This is a genomic window from Sinorhizobium sp. (assembly GCF_059070375.1).
Genome location: NZ_JCACWC010000003.1, coordinates 2,143,801 through 2,167,061 on the forward strand (window position 1 = coordinate 2,143,801; position 23,261 = coordinate 2,167,061).

Here is a 23,261-nt window from a genome sequence, read left to right on the forward strand (position 1 = left end):
TTCCTCCTGATCTCAGCGTTTTTCGCCATGGTTCATGCCTAGAACCCGGCGCCGGGCTGCGCGAGGTACTCTTCCTCGGCCGGTGACGAAGTGCGGGCCAAAATGCCATTGCGATGCGGGAAGCGGCCGAACCGCTCGATCACGTCCCGATGCCGGATCGCATAGTCGAGGTAGCCGGCGTCTCCGAGTTCCGAGAACAGCTTGACCGACATGGTCTGGTCGGTCAGGTTTTCGGAGTGTTCGAAGGGCATATAGAAAAACGCGCGCCATTCCGTCGGCACTGCCATGTCGGCGCTCGCGCCGATGGCGAGCTTCGCCTCGCGCAATGCCAGACAATCGGTGGCAAAGGCCAAGGGCGACCCGCGATACATGTTGCGCGGCATCTGATCGAAAAGAATGACCGCCGCCAGCCAGTTCTGCGGGGTCTCGCGCCAGACATTGTCGAGGTTTCTGGACAGGGCCAGGTGCGACGCCTGAAATCGCCGCGCGCACTGCTCATCGAGTCCGGGATCCGGCGTGAACCAGTGGTCATAGGAAAGTTCCGTGAACCAGAATTTCAGCACCTCTTCCGGCGTGCAGATCTCGATATCGCCAGTCATGACGCTCACATGCCTCCCTGCTGCCAGAGCAATTCCACAAAAGATACGCTTCCGCCGCAAGATAGGCGGCGATCAGGCCGTTTCCACCGAATGCCTGCGATTTAGCAGGCGATCCGTATTCGCGCGGTTTCATTTGTCCCCGGCATTCTAACGCAGCGGCCAGATCCACATCAGCATCGGCACCGCGACGATGACGATGACGATGGAAAGCGGCAGCCCCAGTCGTGGGTAGTCGCTGAACCGGTAACCGCCGGGTCCCATTACCAGCGTGTTGCATTGGTGGCCGATCGGCGTGAGGAAGTCAGAGCCGGCACCGATCGCTACCGCCATCAGGAACGCGTCTGGCCTGTATTCGAGCGCCGTTGCAAAACTGGCGGCAATCGGCGCCATGACGAGGACCGTGGCGGCATTGTTCAGGAAGGGTGTCACCGCCATGGCCGCAACGACCATGATGGCAAGCGCCCCCGCAGGCGGTAGATTCACCGCCATCCCGCTCAGCCAGCCCGCGATCAGGTCCGAGCCGCCCGTCGTGCGTAAAGTGTCGCTGACGGGAATCAGCGCGGCAAGCATGACCAGAATCGGTCCGTCCACGGCGCGGTAAACGTCACGCAGAGGGATGACGCGAAACACCACCATGGCAAGCGCCGCGGCAAAAAAGGCGATTTGCACAGGCACGACCCCAACCGCGGTCGCCCCCATCGCGGTCGCCAGAACAAGCAACGGGACAGTGGCACGCCGAATGGTGCCGAGCAGGATTTCCCGTTGTGCGAGCGGCAGGCAACCGAAGTCCTGCAGGAAAGACGGCAAGTCCCTGCGGGTACCCTGCAGCACGACGATGTCGCCGGCCCGCAGCCTGATGCTGCCAAGCCTCTGTTTCAGTCGTTCGCCTTGGCGGCTGACGGCCAGCAGGTTGATGTTGTGATTGTTGAAGAGCGCCAGGCGCTGAGCCGACATGCCGATGAGCGGTGAGCCGGTGGCGATCACCGCCTCGATGGCTTCGGTCTCGGCTTTCTCCTTGTCGTTCGGCATCGGCGCACGATCGCCGGAGATCTTGAGCTTTGCCTGGGAGACGATGCGATCGAGCGCAGCGGGACCGCCTTCGAGCAGAAGGATATCGTCCAGTTCGACGACGACATCGGGCAGCGGCGCCAGATGCGTGCCGCGACGGAAGACGGCGATCACCACGGCTCCGCCATCGCCGATCTTGACAAGATTACTGAGTGGCTTGCCGATCACAGGCGATCCGGCCGGGACCATCGCCTCGGACGTGTAGTCGGTGATCTCGATCGCCTGATGCATGCCGACCTGCTGACTTTTCCGCTCCGGCACCAGGCGATAGCCGAACAGCAGGAACACCGCGCCGACCAGTGCCAGCGAAGCGCCGACAGGCGTGAAGTCGAACATGGTGAAACTCTCGCCCGTCAGATCCGCACGCACCCGGGACACGACGACGTTGGGCGAGGTGCCGACCTGCGTCATCAGACCACCGATCAGCGAGCCGAAAGCCATGGGCATCAGGAAGACGGACGGTTGCACGTTCGAGCGACGCGCGAACTGGAACGCTACCGGAATCATGATCGCAAGCGCGCCGATGTTCTTGATGAAGGCGGAAAGGACCGTGACCGTGACGACGAGAAGAGCGAGCTGTGCCCTTACCGATTGCAGGTCCGGAAGAAATCGCTGGATGGCGGCATCGACCACACCCGAACGCGCCACGCCCGCGCTGACGATCAGTGCGCTGCCGACGATGATGACGATGTCGTCGCTGAAGCCGTCAAAAGCGTTATCGAAAGGAACGATGCCGACGGCTACCGAAAGCATCAACGCCGAGCAGGCGATGATGTCGTAGCGAAAGCGACCCCAAATGAAGAAGATCATCATGGCGCCGAGCACGAGAAACGAAAGGGTCTGTTCGGCGGTCATGGGCAGTACCTGAGCAGCGAATCGTCGGGAACCGGGGTTCTGTTTGCAAGCCCATTTACCGACACCGGATCAAACGCGCGATACCACCCGAAGGTTCGGGCGGCATTGCGCGAGCATCGGCGGGCTTCGGCCATTACATCGTTCAAAGATTTCTGCCTATGCAATCGAAATATCGCGAAATCCCCACGAAACGCGGGTGGTTGCCGCGACACGCCGAACTTCCTGCTTTCTTTGCACGTTGTCGAATAAGGAATAAGGTGGTGCAACTCATGTGAGGCGAAGCATGTACATGAACCGTCACGCGATGCAATCCGCCGCAGCCTACCGCATCTTCCCTGAATCCGAAACGAAGCCGGAGAACCGCGCGACAATGCAAGCCGCAGCAGGACATCCCCACACGTCCATTCGGAGGCGCGGTGCCCTGAGCACAGCTCTCTTCACCCTCTGCGCCGCCGTCGCGCTCAGCGCCTGTACATCGACGCAAACGGTTGGCTACGGCCCCAGACTGGAACCCATTCCCGGCAGCATTACCTATGGCGGTCAACCGCGAACGAAGCTGACGAAGGCGCCGATCGGCAGCATGGTGCCGCACCAGTTCTTCGACACCTATGGTCACCGGGTCTACGAGACCTATGTCATTAATCCGGACCGCTCGTTGCGACTGACCAGCCGCCGCATAGATTACGACATCTTCAGCGACTGAATGCCGGCGAGAATCATGCAAGTGGCGAGGATCGTCATGAAATATGTTCTTCCTATCCTGTGCATGCTCACACTTCTGACCGGCTGTGAGGCGACCTCGATGGGCTATTCGCCCTATTTGGAGCCGATTCCCGGCAGCATCACCTATGGTGGTCAGCCGCGCACCAGGCTTACCAAGGCACCGGTCGGCAGCATTGTGCCGCATCAGTTCATCGACCGATTCGGCCGCCGGGTCTACGAAAGCTATGTCATAGAGCCGGACCGATCGTTGCGGTTGGTAAGCCGCCGCTATCGCGACCTTCCCCTCTTCGACGACGACTGAATTGGGCCGCGTTCCTGCGCTGGAGCACCCTGGAGCCTCTTCGAGGAAAGTGACGCCGGTCGGGCCAACGGATTCCGGTAAAAAAGGAACCTATTGCAACGGCGTCTTCAGCGCCGCTGCAACGTAATTACTGCGAAAATTTCTCTACCCTGCCTTCGTGAGCATCAGCACGCGTCTTGCCACATCGGCAAAGGTCACGCCGAGCGCCGCCCCGCCGATGCCGATAACGCCGAGAGCGCCCATCCCCATCAGCTTCCATTTGCGCACGTCCTCGGTCACGGGTTTCATCGCTGCAATATCGTCCTTGACGAGCATCATCGAGCCCTCGAGGGTCCGCATGCGCTCGACCAACTCGTCCATCCGGCGCGTCATGGATACGCGGCCGGCATCCGACCTGTCCTCCGATCGGCGCAGGTCCTCCCGCAGGTTCTTCACCTCGGCGACCAAGGTGCCGAGCTGCTGGTGAACGCCGGCGTCAATCATCTCCGCCCTCCCCCGTGTCTCGCACACTCCGCCCTGGTCCAGACGGACGCCGCGCAGAGGCCGACCACCGTGCGGTCGATCTTGCGCTGGTCGATCTGGGTCGCGCCGCGGGCGCCGGCAAGTTCAGTTCCCACGATGCTGCGAAGGCCGCTCACATCGACCGGTCCCGAAGTTCCACAGCCCGCCAGAAGAAGAACAGACGTCATAGTCAAGGCGCTTCGCGTCAGCGCTCTTTGCTGCTTCATTGTTCTGCCTTTCGATTGAATTGCGGACCGCCTGCGCGGCATTCGAACGGATTTCGAGTATGGCCCAGGAAAATCCGGCCAGGATCAAGGCAGCGATGACCAGGTTGCTCCACGGAAACGTCATCGTGTGAGCCTCAAAGCGTCGCGGACCGCCGGCATCGACCAGATCGCGTAAACGGCAAAGCTGACGATTATGACGAGGATCGCAAGCTGCACCCGCCAATCCAGCGCGACGAGGTTCAGCTCCTTCAGCGCCGTGACGATCGTGCCGCCGGCCGTCAGCAACCAGGTCCAGAAGCGGCCGGACCGGGAAACCGGCTTGCGCGAGCGTGCCGGAACCACAAGCGCCGCCGCCTCGCCCGCGCGGTCCGCCTCGACCTCTCGTGGACCGGCTGCCAGCACTGCGCGAAGCACGGCCTCCAGCTTTTCCGGCCGCACCAGCGCTCGGTTGAGCCCGTCGCCGGCATAATAGGACTGCCCGCGCCTTATCCGCTGCCGGTCACCCTGGCTATCGGCGAGAACCGGCAGAGATGCCCATTCCATCGCCAGGCGCCTCGCGAATTCAACGGGGCCGATCTTGCCGGAGATAAAGCCGGCGAAACCGCGGCGGTTCAGAAGGTGAAGGGCGAGCCGGTCCTGAAGCGCAGGATCGAAGCGCTGATCTCCGCCCAATCCCGGTACTTCCTTCAAAAGCCCGGAAAGCGTGACCCGCATGAACTGATAGCCCCCCGCCGCACTCGATCCATGCGCCCTCGCCCACCCCTTCTGCGCACGGATCACCTCGGCGATCGCCATGTGCGTAAGCGGCTTTGTGAGCTTTCCCTGGTTATGTCCGTAGATCACGTCGTAAGACGCGCGGCCTTTGCTGCCGACTTCCGCCTCCCGGATAAAGTCGAGCAGCATCGCCGCGCCCGGAGGCACGGTTTTGGTCATGGGTTTCCTTTCTGCTGAAATTGCAGTTCGTCGGCGAAAAAAGGCGGACTAAGGCCTGTTGAGATTCGGGATACCCGCAGCGGCTTGCTTGATCTCCTCAACAGGCCTTCGTCCGTTGCGAGCTTGCTGCCGCCGAAGAAGCGCCTGGCGCTCTCGCCATGGACGCCCGTTGCGGATCGTTGCGCCATTGGATATGTGCAAGACTGATTCAACGGTAGAGATAAAATCAGTGCCCAAGCCGAAGGTTGTCGTCGTTTTCCCCGTCTACAATGGCGAAAAGACACTCACCAGCAGTCTACGGTGCATTGCCGAACAGACGTTCGATGGCTTCGAAGCAATCATTCTCGACAATAAATCGACGGATAAGACGGTCGACATAGCCGAACAATTTTGCCGGTCGGATGAACGCTTCTCCGTCGTCAAATGCGCAGAACATGTAAGCGCGATCGATAACTTCGCGAGAGCAGTCCGGCTCGGCGCCGAACGTGGCGAATATTTTTGCCTGCGTGCATGCGATGACCATTCGTCGCCGGACTTTCTCGCGCGCTTGGTTGAAGCACTTGACGAAAATCCCGGAAAGCTTCTTGCCGCATGCTCGACGAAGCTGGTAGGGCGAAGCGGGTCCAGAATCAAAGCCCCGGACGACTCTGTCTTCGAATTCACAAGTAAATACGCATCAGGCAAGGTCCCGAGAAATCTAACGTTCCCGGCTGAGTGGATCTACGGTCTGTACAGAGCCAGCGCAAAAGAAATGCTCATGGAACGCTGGTTCGAACTTGGAAATCCTTGGTGTTTCGCATCATACGTCGTTTCAGAACTTGTCGTCCGCGACCTCGTAGTGTACGTCGACGGACCAACATTCGATTTCACAGAGGGATCTGGCTCTGAGGCGCGTTATGGGGCCAAAAGTTTTCGAGATCGCCTAACTCAGAGACTGAAATATACTAAAGGCTGCTACAATCTGGTAAAAAAGCTTCCAGATGTCAGCTGGTCGACCCGGATGAAATTCTTTCGGATGTGTTGGAACGACGCGCGACGAAAGACTCGGTATAAGATTTTTTGGATTTTCTAATGTCATTTGATGGCAATTGTTTCGTTGCCACAGCGCAGCTTTGTATGTCGATCCGTGACAGGACAGGCTAGAGGTCGGCAGATGTGGACCACATTGCGTCAATCTGCTCGTCCGAGAGGCCGAGGGCGGTGCCAATGAGGTCTATGAGCGGATGCGCGCGGTTGAATGTGGTGGCGTATTCCCACTCAATTTTCGCAACCTCCTTCTCAGGACCTTCCTGCATTGTCTCAATAGCGGCCGCGACCTGAGCCGGAGTAAACCCGTTCTTGACGAGGCCTAGACGAAACCGACGGGTGGTCAGTAGCGGAAGCGATGCACGGACTTGCTCCGTCGTCGGCGGTACATAGCTTTGAACCGGAAAGTCCGGATGCTGCTTCATCCAGGTACGGATTGCTGGGTTCGCACCGATCGAGTCGTCAGGTGTGGAAACGTAGTGTTCGAAACGTTCCTCCACGCCGTTGATCCTCAACGTGAGATCAAGGTCGTAGATGCCAGGGGTCGGCGTATCCGTGACGTTGTGGACGGTGACCACCTCGAAAATCGACTTTTCCATTTAAGCGACCCTTTGCATGATGTTGTACTCGCCGTTGCCATTGACTACTCCGCGTGAGCGCCAGGTCCCCGCCAATGCTGCTCCGGCGCTCGGGTGGGTCGATGGGACGTAGTACCTGTTGATCGAATTGTGGAGGGTGGGGGTGCCGGAGGCATTGCGTGCAATGTTGGCGTCGTTACCCAGTGCCACAATATGGCCGAGCGGAAAGCTCGTGTCGTTGGCACCAGTTCCAACATAGACCTCCGCCGCAGTAAACCCGAGGGCATGGGTGTGGCTGGTCGCAGTGACGGAGTTTGTCGTCGAGTTGGTAATGTCGCCAGGCGTGCCGAGCGTCAGGGTCCGGCTTGCCGCAAGCGTGCCGCCGCCGGTCAAGCCGTTGCCGGCAGTGGTACTGACCGCGTTTGACGCCGGCGTGTAGCCATAGATCGAGTTAAGGTCGGCCGAGGATAGGTTTCCGGAGTGATAGACGACGTGCTCGGCGCCGTTGACCTGGAATTCCAGGCTGTCGACGCCGCCGGAATTCTTCAGTGTGAGGGCCGTGTCTCCGCCGGTCGCCGTATCGTTATAAATGCGAAGCCCTTGATTCACCCCCGTGCCGTCGGTGTGCTGGATATAAGCTTGGCGAGTGGCGCCCTTATAGAAGGTCACATACGGATCGTCGGTGGAGGCGGGGCCAACGATACGTATCGCCTCGCCGGGGGTGGTGATCGTATGGGTGCCGGTCTGGCCGAGCGTCGTGATGCCGTCATAGGCTCCGGAAATTCTGGCGTTCGGAACGGTTCCGGTCGTGAGATTGGAAGCGCTGTTCGCACCGAGATTGGATCTCGCCGTCGCGGCGTCCGTCGAGCCCGTACCTCCTTCGGCGAGCGCAAGCGGTGTTGCCAGCGTCAGGCCCGAGGAATTGAGGCGGGCGACTTCCGTTCCGTTGACGTTCCACACATGAGAGGAGTTGGCCGGGACCGTATAGTTCAGGGTCGAACCCGTGATAGTGAATCCGTAACCGCTGTAGAGCTGGATATGCTTCGACAGGTCGGTATTCCCGGCAGCAACCGCATTGGCGAAGCTTATGCCGGACGAGAAATTCTTGCCCGCCATCGAGCCCGGAAGCCGTGCGTCGGAAATCGTTCCCGAGCTGAGATCCGAGGCCGATCCTGACGACGCCACGGCCGCAAGGCCGAGCGTGGTCTTCACGGCAGCGGCGCTGGTGTCGTCGAGGATCGTTCGCGCAAATGGTGTCAGCGCCGTGGTCGCATAGACATCCGATGCGGTCGTGTAGATCGTCCTGTCTGCGGCGGTCGTCAGCCCGGAGATCGACTGCAAACCGGCGTCGTAGGCCTGCACGTCCGCTCCGATTGCCACTCCGAGCGTCGTCCGGGCGGTAGACGCATCCGTGTCGTCCAGGATCGCTTTGGCGAAGGCGGACACACCCAGGGTCGTCAGCGCCGCCGCTGCGTCTGCGTCGCCGAGGATCGTGCGCGCGAACGGCGTCAGCGCCGTCGTGGCATAGGCATCGGCTGCCGTTGTGTAGATCATCCTGTCGGCGGCAGTCGCGAGCGCGGCAATCGATTGCAGGCCGGCGTCGTAGGCCTGCACGTTCGTACCGATCGCCAATCCGAGGTTGGTCCGGGCTGCGCTTGCCGAGGTCGCCCCCGTCCCTCCTGCCGTGACCGGCCGCGCGGCATTGGCGTCGGCGCTGAGGTCATCCACAAGCGCATTGTAGGGCACGCTCTGAATGGTCGTATTGGACACACCTTTCGTGCCGGCAGGTGGTGAATAGACTCCGCCTGTGCGTGGCATCGTAACCTCCATGAAATAAGGCGGCTCCGAAGAACCGCCCGTGTTTTCCCGTTTCGTTCATTCCGCTGGACTGCCGGCAACACTCTTCCTTGATTGCCTCAGCCCCGCCAGCGCCACACCCGGCCCTTGGGTGGCTTCGACAAACTGACGGCGTCAGGCAGGGTCGTACGACCACGTTGTCAACGCCGTATCGCGGGCTCAGGGCAAGTTCGGGAGGCACGCGTTCGGTTTGGTTCGGGTGTCCCTCACTTCTCCCGTACGCTGATTGTAGAGTCTGCCGTCATCGAGTTTTGACCAGTCGCCGTTTCGCATGGCATCGATTTCAAGGCGTCCTCTTTCAAGCTCCATCAGTCGCACCGGATCGGACTGCTGCACCTGCTGCTGATAGAGTGTCTGCAGAATCGCGCGCTGCTCTTCGCTGAGGAACGGATTGCCGAGGGCTTGAAGTAGCTCCATCCGGGTCGGGGCTTGCGGCGCCTGCTGCTGCCCGATCGCCTGCGCCTCTGCGATCTGCTCGGGCGAGGCCGGGGCGCCGCCCATGAGCGCCGGCATGATGCCGCCCTGCGCATTGGCGAGCTTCCGGGAGCCTTGGAACTGCGCGGGGATGCCCTGCGGCACGTTCATGCCGGGGAATTGGGCCCGGTACTCAGGCGTCTGCTCGAAGGCGGCGACCTCTTCCGAAAGCGACGCTGAAGGGCTGCTTATCCCCGCACTCATGGCGTTGACCGCGCCCGCGGCGGTTTGATGCGGCATCCCGATCGAGGGATCGCGGCCGGCGGCTTTCTGCGGCTGTCCCTGTGATCCAAGGGCGCGCATGAACTTGCGTCCATAGGTGCCTGTGTCGGTTCCGAGCGCATCCTTCCGGTCTGTCTTGCCGACCCCGCCGGGGCCCGCGAACCACGCCTGAGCCGCGCCCTCTGGACCGAACTGCTGCACATAGCTGTTGAATTTGCCGTCGAAAATGGCGTCCTGAATCCGCGCGTCGGCCATGAACTCGTCCGGCGATACTTCGCGGCCGAGCACTTCGCGAGACCATGGGCCGACATTTGCCTCCATGATCTGGTATCGGCCGAGCGCGCGGCCCATTTTCGGATGCGTCGGGCCAACCGCTTTGTAGCCGCCGCTGCCTGCACTCTCGATCGAGGCGATTGCATCTCGATAAGCGGAAGACTGCGAAGATACAGGGCCAGTGCTCGCCGGTCCCGCCCCGGTCGAAACCATGCGTGACCCTTCCGCATCCGGCGCTTGACCGGTAATCCTGTTCACGATGCCTTGGAACACACTGTCGGCACCGGCCCTGCCACTCTTTTCGGCCTTGTCGGCGCGCCGGTTCATGATGCCCGCGACAATCCCGGAGCCGAGCGCATTGAGGCCTTCGCCGACGTTCCTGGGCGCAGCGGAAGCACCCATGATCGCCATGGCGAGATCCCGCTTGCGCTTGACGGATTGGGGCGTCTCGCCCGTATTCCCACCGAAGATGAAGGATGGAGCCATTATTTCTTCCTTCCAGCAGTGAAAAGCTTGCCGTAGTCGACTTGGCGGAGCCCGTCAGGGCGGCGCGACACTGCGTCCGGCCGCATCTTCTCGACTTCCTGGGCCATCACGCCGATGTGCCGCTTCCCGTCGTCGTGCTTGCCTTTATAGCGATACTCGTAGAGGCCATGGCCCTTGAGTTGGCCGACTTTCTCGACGTCCTTCTTCGCCCGCTTGTCGGAGAGCGCGGCGAGTTGCCCTCCGAAGCCGAGCAGGCCGCCGAGCAGGTTTTGCGAGTTGGCGTTGTTCTGCTGCCATGTACTGAGCTGATTCTGGTAGTTTTGGTTGACGAGACCGGCGTAGTCGACCGTCGGGACTTGCACCCCCTGCGTCGGCACGAAATTCGGGCTGCCGACCTGGGCGCCGGACAGGAGCGCCGAAATCTCGTTGACCGGCTGGTTGCGCTGGGCATAGAGCTCGTTCAGATATTGCGCTCTCTCCTGGTTCTGCAGGTTGAACTTCGCCTGCTGGGCGTTGAAGCGCTGATCGGCAAGCGCATTGTTGCCGGCCGTGGCGGTGTTCTGGTTCTGGTATTGCTGCTGCAGCGCGTTGTTGCCGAACTCGGCACCCGCCAATCCTTGGGTGAACTTCTGGTTCTGGGCTGCATTGCCGGCTTCGAGTTGCGCCTTGTTCTGGCCGAACGTCTGCTCTTGGGCGGCGTTCGTGAACTGGGCGGCCTGCAGGGCATTGTTGAACAGCTGCTGCTGGGCGGCATTCGCGAATTGGCCGGAAGAAAGGGTTTGGTCGTACTGCTGCTGCTGGGCGGCATTGCCGGCCTCGAGCTGCGCCTTGTTCTGGCCGAACGTCTGCCCCTGGGCGGCGTTGGCCATCTGCATGTCGTTCGCGTTCTGCGCATATTGCTGCGCCTGAGCTGAATTGTAGAACTGGCCGATCCCCGTCATCTGGTCATAGGCCTGCTGCTGGGCGGAGTTTTGGAACATCGCCTGGCCTTGCGCGAGCCCGGCGATCCGGGACTGTTCCTGCCCCGCGCTCAGCGTCGCCCCTATCCGTGCATCGTTCGCTGCGCGGTTCGCTTCGTCGATCGCGCGGTTATAGGCTTCGGAACCCGGCTGCAGGCCTTGGTTGCTGAGCTTCGTTTCGAGCGCCGCCCGGTCCCGCTCGAGCTGCGGGTTCAGCCGGTCGAGCAACGCCTGTTCGTATTTCGAGGTGTCGATATCGAAAGCATAGGACTTGGTGATGTCGCCTGCATTGCCAAGTGATGTCTGGATCTTGCCGGCATTGGCAACCTGGTTCTGAATGGGGCCGGCGCTCGCGATCGCGCTTTGAACGTTCCCGGCGCCGGCAAGCGCCGTCTGAACTTTGCCGGTATTTCCAAGGCCCGTCTGGATGGGGCCGGCTCCGGCGATCGAGCTTTGCACGTTCCCGTAATTGCCAAGGCCGGTCTGAAGCTGCGGGCCGCCGGTGAAGCTCTGGTACTTCGGCAGCCCGATCGCACCCGCGCTTCCCGCTGCCGGCGCCTGGGAGATGTCGAGTTGGCTGCCGAGCAGAGTGTTGAGCTTGCCCGATTGTGTGCTGGCAAGCGTCGCCATGTTCAGTTCGGCGGCATCGGTCTGGTTCTTGATGGCCTGCTGCTCGGGCGAAAGCGTTTGCGTTGCCGTATAGGTCGGCAGATCATATTCCTTGCCGTTCAACGGATCCGTCCATTTCGTCGAGCCCGTCTGCGAATAGGTCAGGTTGCCGTCGGGCGTCACCTGGTTGACGTTGCCGAGCGTCTGGTTGGCAATCGCCGTGCCGATATTGGTTGCCGTCTGTGCCGCGGCCGTCTTGTTCGGATCCGGAGGGCTCGGAGCTTTTTGCTTCCCCATGGCGTCTACCTTCTGTTGACGGCGTGGCTGCGCCAGTCGTCATCTGTGAACGTAAAAATGATTTCCGCTTCCTCCCGGCCCCTGAGGCGCGGGATGCGGTAGGCCTTGAAGCCGAAACGCTCGGCTATTTCGATCATCACGGTGTTGCGCTCGGAGACCCTGAGAACGACCAACTGGCAGCCGATCTGATCGAAGGGGTAGCCGAACATCGCTTTGAGCATCGGGCGCGTCAGCCAGCGCTTGCTGGTCGAAGCGGACGAAAGCTCTATGACCCCGGCCTCGGGCGTGTAGTTGTGGAAGACGATGCCGGCGACGAGGTGCTCGCCTTCGATCATTCCCAGTGTCGTGAAATGCTCGAAGCCGCGGTCGCAGCCGGGAATGCGGCTTGCGACGAACCGGGCTATGGCCTGATTGACGGCGGGGTTCGATGCCCCGCCCCAGATCAGGCTCAAGCGCTGGCCTCCCCGACCGAGACTTGCACCGTGGCGAGATCGACCTCGATATCGAGCTTGAAATTCCCGCCCGAGGTGATCACACAGCCGGCGGCCAGCATGTCGCCAGCCGCCCGGACGTTCTGCCGGAATTCGTAGCGCCGCACCTGTGAAACGCCGTCCCAGATCGCCACGCCCCAGAGACCGACGTCCCATTCGGACGAGGTTGCATCGCCTTCGGTCGCGGTGGCGAATGTGGGCGTCGACCGGTCGTGGTCGGCACGGGCAAACAGCCTTACCTTGGGGCTGGACTTCGCCCGGAAGTACATATGCGCCATCGTGGCCGTCGCCCGCTGGCCGAACTGGCCGGCCGGCGAGAACTGCGAAAGATAGGTCGCCGAGAAGGCCATCCCGTCATCCGTCCCGCCCGCATCTCCCTGCCACATAACGCCGTCGAGCGAGCCGAAGAACAGTCCGCCCTGCAGCGTCTCGTAGCAGAGCGCCTGCCAGTTGCTGATCGTCGACCAGCGGCCGGTCAGCACGTTGAGGACGAAGGTCGTGTCGGTGACCACGGTGTTTTCCGGAAAGGCCACGAAGACGAGGTTCTGTTCCGGCCACTGCGTCAGCGTCCAGCCGCTCCCGGTGGCGTTGGCTGCCTTGCGCCAGTCATCCTCGATCGGGCGAGAGACGGACACCAGCGAAAGAGCCTGCCGGTCGCGCTGGAACACCTGCGACATCGGCGTGAGTCCGTCCGTCGTGGCAACGAGAATGTCGCCCCCTGCCCTGATCCAGGCATTCTTTCCGAGCGGCTTTCCGATCTGATAGACGCCTTTCAATGCAAAGTCGGAAGCGCTCGACGGATCGGACCCGGCATAGACCGCAATTTCGCCCTCTGTCGAGACGAACACGCACATGTCGCTGAGGCCGTCCCCGCTTTCCAGCGACCAGGAGAAGCCGGTAAGTAGTGAGCCGCCCTTCTTCATCACGCCGCCAAGGGGAAAGACGGAAGCGGCGCCACCGACCGCGTTGACCGCCAGGTAATAGGCGTCAAGCGTCGCGTTTTTCAGGAAGAACTGCCGGTTCTTGAACAGCCAGCCGTAATTGAGCCGCGGCATCGTCGTGCCATCGGTGAAGGTGATGGCAGGAGAAGTCGTCCAGCTCGTGCCGTTGTAAAGCTGCCGGTTATTGGCGCCGTTGAGGCACACGAGATAGGACGTGCCGGCATTGGTATGCTGAAAGGCGCACCAATCACCGCCGCTCATACCGGAAACATCCGCCGCGGTCGTGATCGGGGGCGCGGCCGGCGACGTCATGTTGTAGATGCCGGCGTTCGTCGCCATGAACAGCTTTTCGTTGCTGCCGTATTTGTATTTGAAGGCGCTCTTGATATCGCCGCCGTCTACCGCAAGACCTTTCTTCTGCGAGCCGCCGCGGATCTTGCAGCCCATCAGCGTCGGGAAGAAGTTGCGCAGCACGGTGGCCGAGCCCGGCTCTTGCGACGCCATGTCCGCGGTCGTGACCAGCCCGCCCTTGGGCGCAGGGAAGGTCACCGGCTGCGATGTCTGCTGACGGCCGATGGATACCGCCCCGCGATTGGATTGCCCTATACGGGCCGGCCTTGGCTGAATTCTCATTGGGCGCCCCTGTCGGCGTTGATCTCCTGCGCGAGGTCGGCTTCGAACTCGGCAAGGTTGTCCTCGTAGGCGAGGCCTTTTTGCCTCTTCCAGCGCCACACGATGCCCTTGACGAGCAGTCGCTCGGGGAAAAGCGTCGTGTCATCGTCTGCCGAAAAGGCATCCTGCGGCCCATCCGGATCGTGCAGGATCCAGTTCTTCGAGACGTAATCGATGACGGCGCTCGCGGCAGCAGAGGCCGGCGAGAACAGCGCCTGCCCGCCCCTGATGAAGAAATATGGCTGCGCCGCGGATATCCGGGCGATGACCGCCCACTGGCCGGAATTGGTGACGGGGCGGACGAAGACGCCGGCGGCTGTCCTGACCGGGCCGCCAGGCGTCAGCCGTTGGAAATCGTCAGGCAGGGTCACCGGCGAGGCGGCAGCGGTGTGCGCCTTCAAGAGCTTCTGCCAGTCGGTGCGACGGGCGATCTCGTCGCCTGCCTCCTGCGCCATGGCAACCATCGTCTGCGCGTTCGGCTCGTCGGAGCCGTAGACGCTGTCGAACGGCGAGAGCGAGACGATGTCGCAAACTCGATTGACTGCGGAAAGCAGGGTCATAGCTCGCCTCCCCCCGTCCCGGTTTCCTTGAAACCTGCCAATCCGCCGGTCCCGGCGAGATCGATCAGGTGCTGCGGATATCCGAGATCCTCGGGGCCGACGAGCTTTGCGCCGGGCTGTGGCGCTTTGCCCGTGATGAGCCAGTGATAATTGCGTCGCGCTTCGTCCTCGATCCCGTTGATCGACATGGTGTCGGTGAGCTGATCGATGACATGCCCCGTCTCACGGGCAAGAACGCGCTCATGGGCAAGAACGCGCGGGATAACGTTCGGATGAAGGTCGGCGGAAAGAAGGACGCCTCTTGGTTCGCCCGTATTGAGATCTATTTCCGTTGCGCCGTTTGCGCCTTGGATCTTGCTTCCATGAACTTGTCTAGGAAACTCTCCTGTTCCCCAAAGGACAATTCGACCGAGTCCCTCGTTGCCGAGTACGGTATCAGCCCCGCGCACATGCGTACGGCCCGCGACATAGCGCGCTGTGAGGGGTCTTCCGTCGATGTCTTGCAGCAATCGTCCTGATTCATCGGCGATTCCTCGTTCGACATAGCTCTTTTCTCCTGCGGGATAATCCAACTCGACCGGCCGCTCAGGCAAGGTTGGAGAATCATGCTCCATCTCCTGTCGGGAGGAAAGTGACCCAGCAATCTGGGGTTGCAGGCCCTCAGCCTGCGGCGGAACGCCATCGAGAATCATGGATGCGATCCGCTTCTTCGCCGCATCGGTCATGGCGTCGCTCCTGCGATGACTGTCCGCGCATTCCCGCAACGGGCGCGCTCGTCTCCGATCGTCGTCTTCTCCTTGGCTTCCCCCATGGTCTTTCCTCTAAAAGAAGGGCGAGCCGAACCCGCCGCTTGTTGATGCGGACCCCCATTCAAGACGTGGGCATATGTTCAAAACGTCCGGAGCCGCTCTCGAAATCGGACAGGACTTGCACCGTGTCCAGAACACCCGCTCGGCAAAGCACCGGATGCTGCCGACGATGTCGGATGGCAGGCGGCATCAATCGCACGCCGCGGCGTCGAAGCTTCGTTCAGCATTTTTTTGCACGATTCAGTCGTGAAGATATTCGCTCATGCGGTTCTCCTGTGCCGCGGTAAATGCGCTCCGGTGCGGGCTTGCAAAAGCCGCGGCCGGGAGTCTTGCCGCGTCGGCACAATGGCTCGTGCTGAAAGCTTGCTCTCGATAACGCGTGTCGATACGCTCCTCCGGCTATGCCTCGACGTCCGTTCGTGGAGGCTTATCCGGCGGGGAGAAAAGGCGTGTCGAACGAAGAGTCGCAGGCGAAACCGGCGGGTGCCGGGCATACCTTCCTGCGGTCGTCTCTCGACGCCGTTTTGAAATGGTTTGCCCCCCCGGAAGCCGGAGGCCGCGCCGAACGCAAAATCGTCGCCGGCATCGACCGAAGATCGCGAGGCGGTGGATGAGTCCGCCCCCGATCGCGAAATCGAGCGCGTCGTGGACGGGATGTCGCCGCAAGACAAGCTCGCTCTCTGCCTTGAAATCGGACACATGATCGACCGGAAGGTCGGTGGAATACCGCTGGCCGGGGCAGCCTTGATGCAAGCGCGCCGTATTTACAACGATATGCACACTCCCCCGGACGATCCGCGCATGGTCCGGCAGGAGCAGAGCGGCGTGCCCATACCGGAAGAACACTGGGTCGGCCCCGAGAACCACGGATATCAAGGCGACGCCATCCGCCGGGAATATGCGGCCATTTCGATCTGCGCCTATTTGCTCGATCCGAACTATGTCAAGACGGTGGGGCCGGACATTGCCTTTCTTATCCGTGACCAAGTCAGGCGCCACCCGACGCTCAAACATATTGTCCGGTTCAACTGAACCATCTGCGAAGATAGCCCGCGAATGAGCGATTGAACGTCGGCGGCAAAAGCAGCGCGGGACTGGCTTCGCCTGCCACCCCGCATGGCGAGCAGGTCATCGGCGAGAAGACAATCGCCAGGGTCATGGCCAACTCTCCCCGGTCCTGCTCCCTTGGGCGTCGTATCCAGCCAGGCCGTTGGACCCGGCCGCGATCCCGGTAGCCCCCAAGCCGCCAACGCCGTTGAGCCGCAGAAGACCCTTCAGTTCCGGCGTCTCCCGGACGATCTGCCGCAGCATCTTCGCCAGATCGGGGGCATCCGTCTTGGTGCCGTTTGCGTTGCTCATATAGGCGGCAAAGGCTTCCGCGGCATATTCACGTTCGGCGGTATCGTCTGGATAACCCTGCTTCTGCGGCGTCACCTGGTATTCTTCTTTTACTGGCACGCCTGTACGCTCCTGCATTGCCATCCGCGGATTGTCCGGATGCATGTTGCGGTCGTTGTAGATTCGGCGGGCCTGGCGGATGATCAGCTCCCGCTCTTCGGGAGGAAGCCCTTCCAGGGTCCGCGAGTATCTGGCCTCGATCAACCGGGCAATCTCTTGCGGGGAAAGGCCTTGTCCGGATGCCCGCGTCTTAGCCATCCGGGCGATCTCCTCCGGGCTCATGCCCTTCATCCCGAGCGAGAACCGCTCCCCGCTCGCCTGATCGACGACATGGCCGGTCTCGTGAGCGAGCAGAAGTGGATAGTCCTCCGGCGAAACATCGTCGGCGGTCAGAACCTCGCCAGGTCGGCGGGAGGCTTTGTCGTAGAGCGTTACGCCGTGGTCGCCCCTAACGCTTCCTCGCGCAACTCTAAGAGGCACTGTTCCCGTTGTTCTCTCGACAACGTGTCCCAGTTCTCCGGTAGAGAGATTGCTATCAGCCTGTCCCGCATAACGCCGACCGGCGATGATTTCGTTTCCATCGAAGTCGTATCCCTCGATGTCCTGCAGGAGTTTTCCGTTTTCGTCGGCGATTCCCCGTTCGGCATAGCTCTTCTCCTTTGCCGGAAGATCCACCTCGAAAGGAGGGCTGAGGCCTGGCCGGATGATTGTAAAGCCCCACTCTGCCGGCGGCAAGTTCTCCACCGTCCTGCGCCTTCTCGGCGGCCATGCCGGGTGCCCTATTGGCCGGGGCGCTCGGCACGGGCACATCACCGCCTGTGCCGAAAAACTTGCGGTAGGCCGCAGAGCCAAGCCTCCCGAGCCCCGATGCCAGCGGCACCGCGACAGCGCCGGCGCCCCAGAGCGCTTCGATCTGAGCCTCGCTCGACCGGTTCTCGGCACCCCCTTCTCCGGCGCCATACCCCTGTACGATGCCGGTCCCGGCACCGGCACCGGTACCCGAAGCCATCCGGCCGGCAATCGATGCGCCGGTGTTTCCAAGCGCATAGTTCCCGATCGACGGCAGCGCCCTCAACAGCGCCGCCGCGGAACCGACACCGCCAGCCAGTTTGAGGGAGGTAGAAAGATAAGGATGGTCCTCATCATATTCGCGGCTGTCACGCCGCTGAATTTCCAGCGCCTGGTCGTATCGCTCGCTCCATGTTTCACCGGGAAGCTTCTCAAAGCTGTCGGGCAACAGGGGATCGAATACCGGTGCCAGCATGGCATTCGTCGCCGCCTCCATTTCGTCCAGGTAGGAACCGATCCCCAGGACGCCCTGCCCCGCGGCGCGGACCGCGCCGTTTATGCCGTCGGCGCGGGGCGGAACCGGTTTCTGGATACCGTCGATGTCGTTTTGTTCCACCGCCGCCCACTCCTGCCCGGCGATCGGCGTTGCCGCCCTGCGCGCCGGAGATTGTGCGGGGCTGCCGTAGAGAATGGCGTCCGCCAATTCCTGATGATTTGTGCGCGAAGGTTCGACGCCGTTCGTCAGCCAGGAGAAAATCAAGTTCTTCGTATCCGTCATGGCGTCACCCCTCCAACGACCATCTTCGCATTGCCCCAGCGGGTACGCTCGTCTTCGACAGTGAGCCCGGAAAGCGCGAGAGCCAAAAGCTGCTGCCCCGCCTGTGCCTTGGGGGCATCGCGCTCCCAGATCGCGATTTCTGTCACCAGGGCATAGAGGTACACGTCGGCCCCCTTCTCCAGCAGCCAGTTCGTCGGATTCGACGGCGTGAGCGCCGGGATGCGGGCGTAATAGGTGACCGTCAGCTCATTGTCGGAGACCGGGCGGACCTTGATGGTGCTGCCGACGATGGCGTAGCCCGCCGGCGTGCCGCTGCGGTCCACGCAGCTGTTCGTCAGTTGCTGCAGCGATACGGCGCGGATCGGAATTCCCGAAGCGTTCCTGACCTCGCGCGCTTCGAGGAAGTCGGCCGGTAGCGTGCCCTCCCCGTCGATCAGCGCGATTTCATCAGTCACTTCCATGTCGGCGACGCGAAGCCTGCGGTTGAGCTTCAGCTCCGCCAGGCCGAGAAAGCGCGGGAAGTTGTGCGCGATGTCCTCGCGGCCGGCATATTCGCCGGCATCGACCAGGAGGGACGCATAGTCCGAAATGGTCATAGGTGGCCTTCCTTCGTCCGCCACGCGCGGTTGTCGGAGTTGTTGAGGAACCGCTTCACGGAACGGTCGTCGCCTTCCGAGTGGGCCTGCACGATGCCGGAACCGTAGGCGATGTTCAGCGGGATCGAGGCGACGCGGTGCCAGTCCCCCTTCCAGGCGCGCTCGGCGCCGTTGCGGATCTCGGCATTTTCGCTCAGGAGATTGTCGACGGGATAGTCGACGCGGAAAACGTCTTTCTCCCCGTCGAAATAGTGCCAGACGGAGCGCCCGCTCTTGCGGTCGTAATCGTAGAGGGACCACGAACCATCGCGCACGATCATTCGGCGTCTCCGGGCAGCGGGTCGGCGCGCTCGGCCTTCCCCTGCCGGATGAGGGTCTTTGCCGCCTTCACTGGCAGGTCGAGGACCGTTCCTCTCGGCACGCGTCCGTCGCCGGCCGCCCAGACGTCGTAAAGCAGCTTGACCGGCGTGGTCTTTTCTGTGGCTTCTGCCATGTTCATCTCTCCTGAAAAGAAAAAGCGAGCCGAAGCCCGCCGCTTGTTGACCGTTTGATTCAAGTCGTCGGGCTAATGTTCAAAACGTCCAGAGCAGCTCTTCGATATCGGGCAGCACTTGGATGGGAACACCCGTTTCGGCAAAAGCACCGGATCCCCTTCAGCATCCGGCCATCTGCCCCTTGCCCCTGAAGGGAGATCCCCAGGAAGGTGCGCAGCGGTTTTTCGTCCGGAAGCGCGTTTCAGTGCCTCGATGGGGCACTGAAACGCGCCTGGGGGACTCCGTCTACCCGTCAGCTTGCCTCGCTCAAGCCGAAAAGATCGGCCGCGACGCCGAGGCCCTTTTCGTTTTTCACCTTGAGCGTGCCTTCGCCGATGATCACACCCTTGTCGGCGTCGCCGGTCCGGGCAATGTCCTTGTCTTCCTGGATCTGCCGCAGCCAGAGGAATTCCAGCATGTCGGTATCGAGGAAGAAGGCGTTGCGCGCCGTGGTCGCATTGGCTGCCTGCACGCGGTTCGGATGGATCATGACGGTGCCGAACGGGCCTTCGTAGTAGTCCGCCGTTGCGATGATGGTGTTACGCTCGCCGTCTTTGGAGACGGCATAGCGGAACGGTGCAACGTTGGCGTCCGACATGAAGGTGACGAACACGCTCTTGACATAGGGGGATACGCAGACGTGCCGGAAATTGGCGCCGCTCTGGTAGCCCTGCTGCATCACGTCGTCTAGTATCGCCTTGCTGAAGGCGCGCTGCGTGCCGTCGGTCGGGGCGACCGTCAGGCCGGTGGCCTTGTCGAAGCCGCCGTTTGCGCCGCCGGCACCACGCGACACATTGGTCTCGGTCCAGGTGTTGAGCGAGCCGAATTCGCGGGTCGCGCCGGCGACCGAAGCGTTGGTGTCGACGATCGCATATTCGACATCCTTGCGTATCTCGACGCCCTTCTTGAGCTTCTGGTACTTCCGTTTCTGCACGTTGCCGGCTTCGGAAACGACTTCCTGCGTGCCGGAGATGACCCAGTCCTTGCGCATGATCTGGGTATAGTTGCCCATGCGGTCAGGCGGCGTGATGGCGCCGAAAGAATATTCGTCGCCTTCGCTCTTGATGTTCGCCCCCGGAGCGGCAAGCTCGTCCGTCTCCCATTCGGGATGGATCGAAGCGCACTTGCCCTTTTCGATGAGCGAATAGATCGGGGTGTCCTCGGGCGTGATGCGGGATACCACGTCCGAGAGTTCCTCGCGGTTGCCGACGGCATCCGTGGTCAGGAAGGTATTGGCGAGAGCAGCCATGTTTTTCTGGTCCTTCGAATGCGCTTGCAAGGACGTTTTCGGCCTGCAAACGCGTCAAATGTTTGGGGATGGTTATTCGAAGTCGATCGCCATTGCGTCTTTGATCGACCCGGTTTTCGACAACCTCTTCATCGCTTCCCGGTTTTTTCGTGCTTGCAGATTTACCGGTCCGTTCGGCCTGGCTCTGGCCGTCACCGGCGGAGCGTTCGCCACCTTCTGCAGCGCCCTGTTCTTCGCCTGTTCGGCCCGGAGGCCGAGCATGGCGTAGTGCAGGACCTTGAAATAGCGGTGATCGGTGACCGGCCGCATCTCCTCGGCGGAGAAGCCGAAGTCCTCGCCGGCCGCGAAGGCGTCGGCAAAGAACTTCTGGCGAGCCTCGTCCTTCGCGAGATGCGGAAAGGCTTCGAGCAGCTTTGAATTCTCGGCCGCGAGAGTTTCCTCGGTGGCGGCCCGGCTGAGTTCGTCGGCGACCTTGCGAGGCTCCTGTCCCATGCCGGCGAGCTGGTGCACATGCGTCAGGGCTGCGTCGTAGATAGCCTTCTTCCGGACGTATTCCGCCGGGTTCTGGATAGCCAGAGCCTGCTTCGGTTCTTCCGGCAGCTGTTCGATCAGGAATTGAGCGATGGCGTTCGCCGTGTCGGCGACGCGGGTTGTCATCGCCTCAAGATTTCGGCCCTTGTTGCCGAGCTCCTGAGTTTTGTGGCGGTAGTCGCGTTCCCGCAAATACCCCAGCTTCAGTTCCTCGAGCGGAACCTGCTCGCCACCTTTCAGGGTAATGATGGTGTCCGGGGTTTCGTTGGACTCCTCGCCCTTTTCTTCGGATTTGGGTGTCTCGTCGCCCTGGTCTGCGGGTTGGTCGGTCTCTTGACCATCTTCGCTGGTCTCACCCGTCTCGCTCGTCCATAGCCGCCCGCTCTCCTCCTCTTCGTCGGTCCCGCCGGACTCGGAGAACTCGAGGCTTGAAGCGTCATCGAGGGAAAGCGAGGGCCGCGCACTATCACTCTCGCCGGAAAACGGCGAGTTGGTGGTTGCGTCTGTCATGTCTGGCTTGCCTTTAAGGTTTCGCGCCGGCCCTATGCCGGAGCTTCCTTCCCGTCGGCATTGGCTTGTCCCTCGGCGAGGAACTTGAGCTTGCCGCGGAAATTCCGGATTGCCCGCACTTCGGCCGCAAAGGCCGCGCGGGTCTCGTGATCTGTGTGCTTGGCGTTCACGCAGCCGTTGACGGCCGCGGTTTCGAGCTCGTCCATCAGCAGGTGAAAGAGCGGCATGTCGATGAGCACGCGGGCGGCTGCGATCCTGTCTTCTGTCTTCATGTCAAACCCGGCTCCCGTCGAATGCCCGAAGCTGAGGGGGCCCGCGTGTCTCTTCGCCCCGCCTGCGCTGCCGGCAGGCGGACGAGGGGCCACACGCGCGTTCGCCCATCAGCAGGCGGCGACCTAAAAACATGAACGTTATCGATTCGAAGAGGCTTGAGCGGCTATTGCGCTGTCCACCCTGGCAGCCGGCGAAGAGCCCGCGACACGGTATGGTTGATTTCGGTCTTTGAATTGCACACCGGCTGCATCGTCCCGGCAACGCCACAGGTAAAAATTCTAGAGAAAGAGCATGGGGAAGGCGAATGTGGGGCGAACGCGCGTGAGCCGAAGCCGACCGCCTGGATAAGTATGCTCTCGGCAGCATTTCAGCGGCAATTGACCTGCTACGGCGGTCAGCAGTGACGCACCCCATGCGGGCGAATTCGCGCGGCACTCCGACGCCGCGGATGAAGCACTTCCGCGCAAATACTTACAAGCGTTACCCCTTACGACCGGCCGGCCGAACCGCCGCGAACACGCTCAGCAGACCGCCCTCCAGAAAAGCGTAGGCCAGCAGAAAAACCATATTGTGCGGGCCGAACCAAAACAGAAAGTCGAAAACGCTCTCGAAGTACCACCGCCACGCCGCCTGATGAGACCTGGCCACGATTACAGAAGCGATCAACAGCGGTAAGCGATGCCGAAGTCGCACCCTCGGAAGAGGAACGAAAGAAAAGACGCATACAGAAGCCAACGATGGTGCCATATACCAATGAAAGAATTTGCCATAGGCAAGATCCATGAACGCAAACATGACGGCATAGCAAAACAGAACACGGATCGTATTGAGGGCAGCGTAAAGCATCGAACATCCTCCGGTTGGCTTTCTTCGCTTACCTTCGGATTATGACCGCATTATGCTACCTTTGGTAGAATTTTCCTCATTATCCCTCTATGGTTGAATCAGGGCTGCGGCATCCGCCCTACCTCACTTTGAAAGCAGCCGCCTCAGGCTCTCCGGGTCACTCGCTTCCCCGACATGTTTCTTAAGCCGACGAAGCTGGTTATCCAGTCCGACCGGCCACATGGTCTGCTGAACCTCGCGAAATGGGCCGATCCCTTCTATCGTCAAGGCGCGGATCACGGATCAGGAGACCCAGGC

The 23,261-nt window shown here is 61.5% G+C and carries 26 protein-coding genes; 4 read left to right on the top strand and 22 right to left on the bottom strand.

Annotated elements, in window-relative coordinates:
• Positions 1 to 38 precede the first annotated feature (38 nt).
• Both AC5J09_RS22395 and AC5J09_RS22400 read right to left on the bottom strand, forming a co-directional pair.
• Entirely contained in the window at positions 39 to 599 is a 561-nt protein-coding gene (locus tag AC5J09_RS22395; RefSeq protein ID WP_494298934.1) for a DUF924 family protein, read from the bottom strand.
• 147 nt (positions 600 to 746) lie between these two features.
• Positions 747 to 2,522 (bottom strand): SLC13 family permease, encoded by a 1,776-nt coding sequence (locus AC5J09_RS22400; RefSeq protein WP_018095300.1) that lies wholly within the window; start codon positions 2,520 to 2,522, stop codon positions 747 to 749.
• Positions 2,523 to 2,805: 283 nt separating this feature from the next.
• Between AC5J09_RS22400 and AC5J09_RS22405 the strand changes: the two genes are divergently transcribed.
• Entirely contained in the window at positions 2,806 to 3,225 is a 420-nt protein-coding gene (locus tag AC5J09_RS22405) for a hypothetical protein (RefSeq protein ID WP_164866987.1), read from the top strand.
• A gap of 36 nt (positions 3,226 to 3,261) precedes the next feature.
• Entirely contained in the window at positions 3,262 to 3,546 is a 285-nt protein-coding gene (locus tag AC5J09_RS22410) for a hypothetical protein (protein ID WP_026168635.1), read from the top strand.
• A 144-nt stretch (positions 3,547 to 3,690) separates the two neighbouring features.
• Here AC5J09_RS22410 and AC5J09_RS22415 read toward each other — a convergent pair whose 3' ends face one another.
• The 3 genes from AC5J09_RS22415 to AC5J09_RS22425 all read right to left on the bottom strand — a co-directional run bounded on the left by AC5J09_RS22415 (position 3,691) and on the right by AC5J09_RS22425 (position 5,207).
• Positions 3,691 to 4,029: a DUF1515 family protein gene (locus tag AC5J09_RS22415; RefSeq protein ID WP_338283495.1), complete on the bottom strand. Its 339-nt coding sequence runs from the start codon at positions 4,027 to 4,029 to the stop codon at positions 3,691 to 3,693.
• Positions 4,026 to 4,316: a hypothetical protein gene (locus AC5J09_RS22420; protein ID WP_494298507.1), complete on the bottom strand. Its 291-nt coding sequence runs from the start codon at positions 4,314 to 4,316 to the stop codon at positions 4,026 to 4,028. The genes AC5J09_RS22415 and AC5J09_RS22420 overlap by 4 nt, the downstream gene beginning before the upstream one ends.
• A 78-nt stretch (positions 4,317 to 4,394) precedes the next feature.
• Positions 4,395 to 5,207: a lysozyme family protein gene (locus tag AC5J09_RS22425; RefSeq protein ID WP_494298508.1), complete on the bottom strand. Its 813-nt coding sequence runs from the start codon at positions 5,205 to 5,207 to the stop codon at positions 4,395 to 4,397.
• Between the two features lie 229 nt (positions 5,208 to 5,436).
• Between AC5J09_RS22425 and AC5J09_RS22430 the strand changes: the two genes are divergently transcribed.
• The gene (locus tag AC5J09_RS22430) at positions 5,437 to 6,279 is read left to right on the top strand and encodes a glycosyltransferase family 2 protein (RefSeq protein ID WP_018095307.1); all 843 of its coding nucleotides are present in this window, start codon (positions 5,437 to 5,439) and stop codon (positions 6,277 to 6,279) included.
• Between the two features lie 67 nt (positions 6,280 to 6,346).
• Here the strand turns inward: AC5J09_RS22430 and AC5J09_RS22435 are convergent, their stop codons facing one another.
• The 8 genes from AC5J09_RS22435 to AC5J09_RS22470 all read right to left on the bottom strand — a co-directional run bounded on the left by AC5J09_RS22435 (position 6,347) and on the right by AC5J09_RS22470 (position 15,377).
• On the bottom strand, positions 6,347 to 6,832 hold the full coding sequence (locus tag AC5J09_RS22435) for a hypothetical protein (RefSeq protein ID WP_494298509.1): 486 nt from the start codon (positions 6,830 to 6,832) through the stop codon (positions 6,347 to 6,349).
• On the bottom strand, positions 6,833 to 8,629 hold the full coding sequence (locus tag AC5J09_RS22440) for a hypothetical protein (RefSeq protein ID WP_494298510.1): 1,797 nt from the start codon (positions 8,627 to 8,629) through the stop codon (positions 6,833 to 6,835).
• Between the two features lie 198 nt (positions 8,630 to 8,827).
• A complete protein-coding gene (locus AC5J09_RS22445; RefSeq protein WP_494298511.1) occupies positions 8,828 to 10,123 on the bottom strand; it encodes a hypothetical protein in 1,296 nt (431 codons plus the stop codon).
• Positions 10,123 to 11,988 carry a tail fiber domain-containing protein gene (locus AC5J09_RS22450; RefSeq protein WP_494298512.1) on the bottom strand — a complete coding sequence of 622 codons (1,866 nt, stop codon included), beginning with the start codon at positions 11,986 to 11,988 and terminating at the stop codon, positions 10,123 to 10,125. The genes AC5J09_RS22445 and AC5J09_RS22450 overlap by 1 nt, the downstream gene beginning before the upstream one ends.
• Before the next feature lie 5 nt (positions 11,989 to 11,993).
• Positions 11,994 to 12,440 carry a GNAT family N-acetyltransferase gene (locus AC5J09_RS22455; protein ID WP_494298513.1) on the bottom strand — a complete coding sequence of 149 codons (447 nt, stop codon included), beginning with the start codon at positions 12,438 to 12,440 and terminating at the stop codon, positions 11,994 to 11,996.
• The gene (locus AC5J09_RS22460) at positions 12,437 to 14,053 is read right to left on the bottom strand and encodes a hypothetical protein (RefSeq protein WP_494298514.1); all 1,617 of its coding nucleotides are present in this window, start codon (positions 14,051 to 14,053) and stop codon (positions 12,437 to 12,439) included. The genes AC5J09_RS22455 and AC5J09_RS22460 overlap by 4 nt, the downstream gene beginning before the upstream one ends.
• Complete coding sequence (locus AC5J09_RS22465; protein ID WP_494298515.1) at positions 14,050 to 14,652, bottom strand: phage adaptor protein; 603 nt, start codon at positions 14,650 to 14,652, stop codon at positions 14,050 to 14,052. The genes AC5J09_RS22460 and AC5J09_RS22465 overlap by 4 nt, the downstream gene beginning before the upstream one ends.
• Entirely contained in the window at positions 14,649 to 15,377 is a 729-nt protein-coding gene (locus tag AC5J09_RS22470; RefSeq protein WP_494298516.1) for a hypothetical protein, read from the bottom strand. Before AC5J09_RS22470 ends, AC5J09_RS22465 begins: the two co-directional genes overlap by 4 nt.
• A gap of 690 nt (positions 15,378 to 16,067) precedes the next feature.
• On the opposite strand from AC5J09_RS22470, the gene AC5J09_RS22475 reads away from it, so the two are divergent.
• Positions 16,068 to 16,493: a hypothetical protein gene (locus AC5J09_RS22475; protein WP_494298517.1), complete on the top strand. Its 426-nt coding sequence runs from the start codon at positions 16,068 to 16,070 to the stop codon at positions 16,491 to 16,493.
• A gap of 123 nt (positions 16,494 to 16,616) precedes the next feature.
• Here AC5J09_RS22475 and AC5J09_RS22480 read toward each other — a convergent pair whose 3' ends face one another.
• The 9 genes from AC5J09_RS22480 to AC5J09_RS22520 all read right to left on the bottom strand — a co-directional run bounded on the left by AC5J09_RS22480 (position 16,617) and on the right by AC5J09_RS22520 (position 22,964).
• The gene (locus AC5J09_RS22480) at positions 16,617 to 17,339 is read right to left on the bottom strand and encodes a hypothetical protein (protein ID WP_494298518.1); all 723 of its coding nucleotides are present in this window, start codon (positions 17,337 to 17,339) and stop codon (positions 16,617 to 16,619) included.
• Between the two features lie 55 nt (positions 17,340 to 17,394).
• A complete protein-coding gene (locus tag AC5J09_RS22485) occupies positions 17,395 to 18,426 on the bottom strand; it encodes a hypothetical protein (RefSeq protein WP_494298519.1) in 1,032 nt (343 codons plus the stop codon).
• Positions 18,423 to 19,022, bottom strand: a complete 600-nt coding sequence (locus AC5J09_RS22490) for a phage adaptor protein (protein WP_494298520.1) — start codon at positions 19,020 to 19,022, stop codon at positions 18,423 to 18,425. The genes AC5J09_RS22485 and AC5J09_RS22490 overlap by 4 nt, the downstream gene beginning before the upstream one ends.
• On the bottom strand, positions 19,019 to 19,342 hold the full coding sequence (locus AC5J09_RS22495; protein ID WP_494298521.1) for a hypothetical protein: 324 nt from the start codon (positions 19,340 to 19,342) through the stop codon (positions 19,019 to 19,021). The genes AC5J09_RS22490 and AC5J09_RS22495 overlap by 4 nt, the downstream gene beginning before the upstream one ends.
• Positions 19,339 to 19,515 (bottom strand): hypothetical protein, encoded by a 177-nt coding sequence (locus AC5J09_RS22500; protein ID WP_437405050.1) that lies wholly within the window; start codon positions 19,513 to 19,515, stop codon positions 19,339 to 19,341. The genes AC5J09_RS22495 and AC5J09_RS22500 overlap by 4 nt, the downstream gene beginning before the upstream one ends.
• Positions 19,516 to 19,808: 293 nt before the next feature.
• Positions 19,809 to 20,804 (bottom strand): DUF5309 domain-containing protein, encoded by a 996-nt coding sequence (locus AC5J09_RS22505; protein WP_494298522.1) that lies wholly within the window; start codon positions 20,802 to 20,804, stop codon positions 19,809 to 19,811.
• 72 nt (positions 20,805 to 20,876) lie between these two features.
• On the bottom strand, positions 20,877 to 21,845 hold the full coding sequence (locus tag AC5J09_RS22510; protein ID WP_494298523.1) for a hypothetical protein: 969 nt from the start codon (positions 21,843 to 21,845) through the stop codon (positions 20,877 to 20,879).
• A 32-nt stretch (positions 21,846 to 21,877) separates the two neighbouring features.
• Entirely contained in the window at positions 21,878 to 22,117 is a 240-nt protein-coding gene (locus AC5J09_RS22515; protein ID WP_437405043.1) for a hypothetical protein, read from the bottom strand.
• A gap of 481 nt (positions 22,118 to 22,598) precedes the next feature.
• Positions 22,599 to 22,964 (bottom strand): hypothetical protein, encoded by a 366-nt coding sequence (locus AC5J09_RS22520; protein ID WP_437405042.1) that lies wholly within the window; start codon positions 22,962 to 22,964, stop codon positions 22,599 to 22,601.
• Positions 22,965 to 23,261 lie beyond the last annotated feature (297 nt).

Excerpts from the sequence above, each read along its gene's own strand:
- AC5J09_RS22395 (WP_494298934.1), bottom strand. The coding sequence starts at position 599 with ATGACTGGCGATATCGAGATCTGCACGCCGGAAGAGGTGCTGAAATTC.
- AC5J09_RS22400 (WP_018095300.1), bottom strand. The coding sequence starts at position 2,522 with ATGACCGCCGAACAGACCCTTTCGTTTCTCGTGCTCGGCGCCATGATG.
- AC5J09_RS22405 (WP_164866987.1), top strand. The coding sequence starts at position 2,806 with ATGTACATGAACCGTCACGCGATGCAATCCGCCGCAGCCTACCGCATC.
- AC5J09_RS22410 (WP_026168635.1), top strand. The coding sequence starts at position 3,262 with ATGAAATATGTTCTTCCTATCCTGTGCATGCTCACACTTCTGACCGGC.
- AC5J09_RS22415 (WP_338283495.1), bottom strand. The coding sequence starts at position 4,029 with ATGATTGACGCCGGCGTTCACCAGCAGCTCGGCACCTTGGTCGCCGAG.
- AC5J09_RS22420 (WP_494298507.1), bottom strand. The coding sequence starts at position 4,316 with ATGCCGCGCAGGCGGTCCGCAATTCAATCGAAAGGCAGAACAATGAAG.
- AC5J09_RS22425 (WP_494298508.1), bottom strand. The coding sequence starts at position 5,207 with ATGACCAAAACCGTGCCTCCGGGCGCGGCGATGCTGCTCGACTTTATC.
- AC5J09_RS22435 (WP_494298509.1), bottom strand. The coding sequence starts at position 6,832 with ATGGAAAAGTCGATTTTCGAGGTGGTCACCGTCCACAACGTCACGGAT.
- AC5J09_RS22440 (WP_494298510.1), bottom strand. The coding sequence starts at position 8,629 with ATGCCACGCACAGGCGGAGTCTATTCACCACCTGCCGGCACGAAAGGT.
- AC5J09_RS22445 (WP_494298511.1), bottom strand. The coding sequence starts at position 10,123 with ATGGCTCCATCCTTCATCTTCGGTGGGAATACGGGCGAGACGCCCCAA.
- AC5J09_RS22450 (WP_494298512.1), bottom strand. The coding sequence starts at position 11,988 with ATGGGGAAGCAAAAAGCTCCGAGCCCTCCGGATCCGAACAAGACGGCC.
- AC5J09_RS22460 (WP_494298514.1), bottom strand. The coding sequence starts at position 14,053 with ATGAGAATTCAGCCAAGGCCGGCCCGTATAGGGCAATCCAATCGCGGG.
- AC5J09_RS22465 (WP_494298515.1), bottom strand. The coding sequence starts at position 14,652 with ATGACCCTGCTTTCCGCAGTCAATCGAGTTTGCGACATCGTCTCGCTC.
- AC5J09_RS22470 (WP_494298516.1), bottom strand. The coding sequence starts at position 15,377 with ATGACCGATGCGGCGAAGAAGCGGATCGCATCCATGATTCTCGATGGC.
- AC5J09_RS22485 (WP_494298519.1), bottom strand. The coding sequence starts at position 18,426 with ATGACGGATACGAAGAACTTGATTTTCTCCTGGCTGACGAACGGCGTC.
- AC5J09_RS22490 (WP_494298520.1), bottom strand. The coding sequence starts at position 19,022 with ATGACCATTTCGGACTATGCGTCCCTCCTGGTCGATGCCGGCGAATAT.
- AC5J09_RS22495 (WP_494298521.1), bottom strand. The coding sequence starts at position 19,342 with ATGATCGTGCGCGATGGTTCGTGGTCCCTCTACGATTACGACCGCAAG.
- AC5J09_RS22500 (WP_437405050.1), bottom strand. The coding sequence starts at position 19,515 with ATGGCAGAAGCCACAGAAAAGACCACGCCGGTCAAGCTGCTTTACGAC.
- AC5J09_RS22505 (WP_494298522.1), bottom strand. The coding sequence starts at position 20,804 with ATGGCTGCTCTCGCCAATACCTTCCTGACCACGGATGCCGTCGGCAAC.
- AC5J09_RS22510 (WP_494298523.1), bottom strand. The coding sequence starts at position 21,845 with ATGACAGACGCAACCACCAACTCGCCGTTTTCCGGCGAGAGTGATAGT.
- AC5J09_RS22515 (WP_437405043.1), bottom strand. The coding sequence starts at position 22,117 with ATGAAGACAGAAGACAGGATCGCAGCCGCCCGCGTGCTCATCGACATG.
- AC5J09_RS22520 (WP_437405042.1), bottom strand. The coding sequence starts at position 22,964 with ATGCTTTACGCTGCCCTCAATACGATCCGTGTTCTGTTTTGCTATGCC.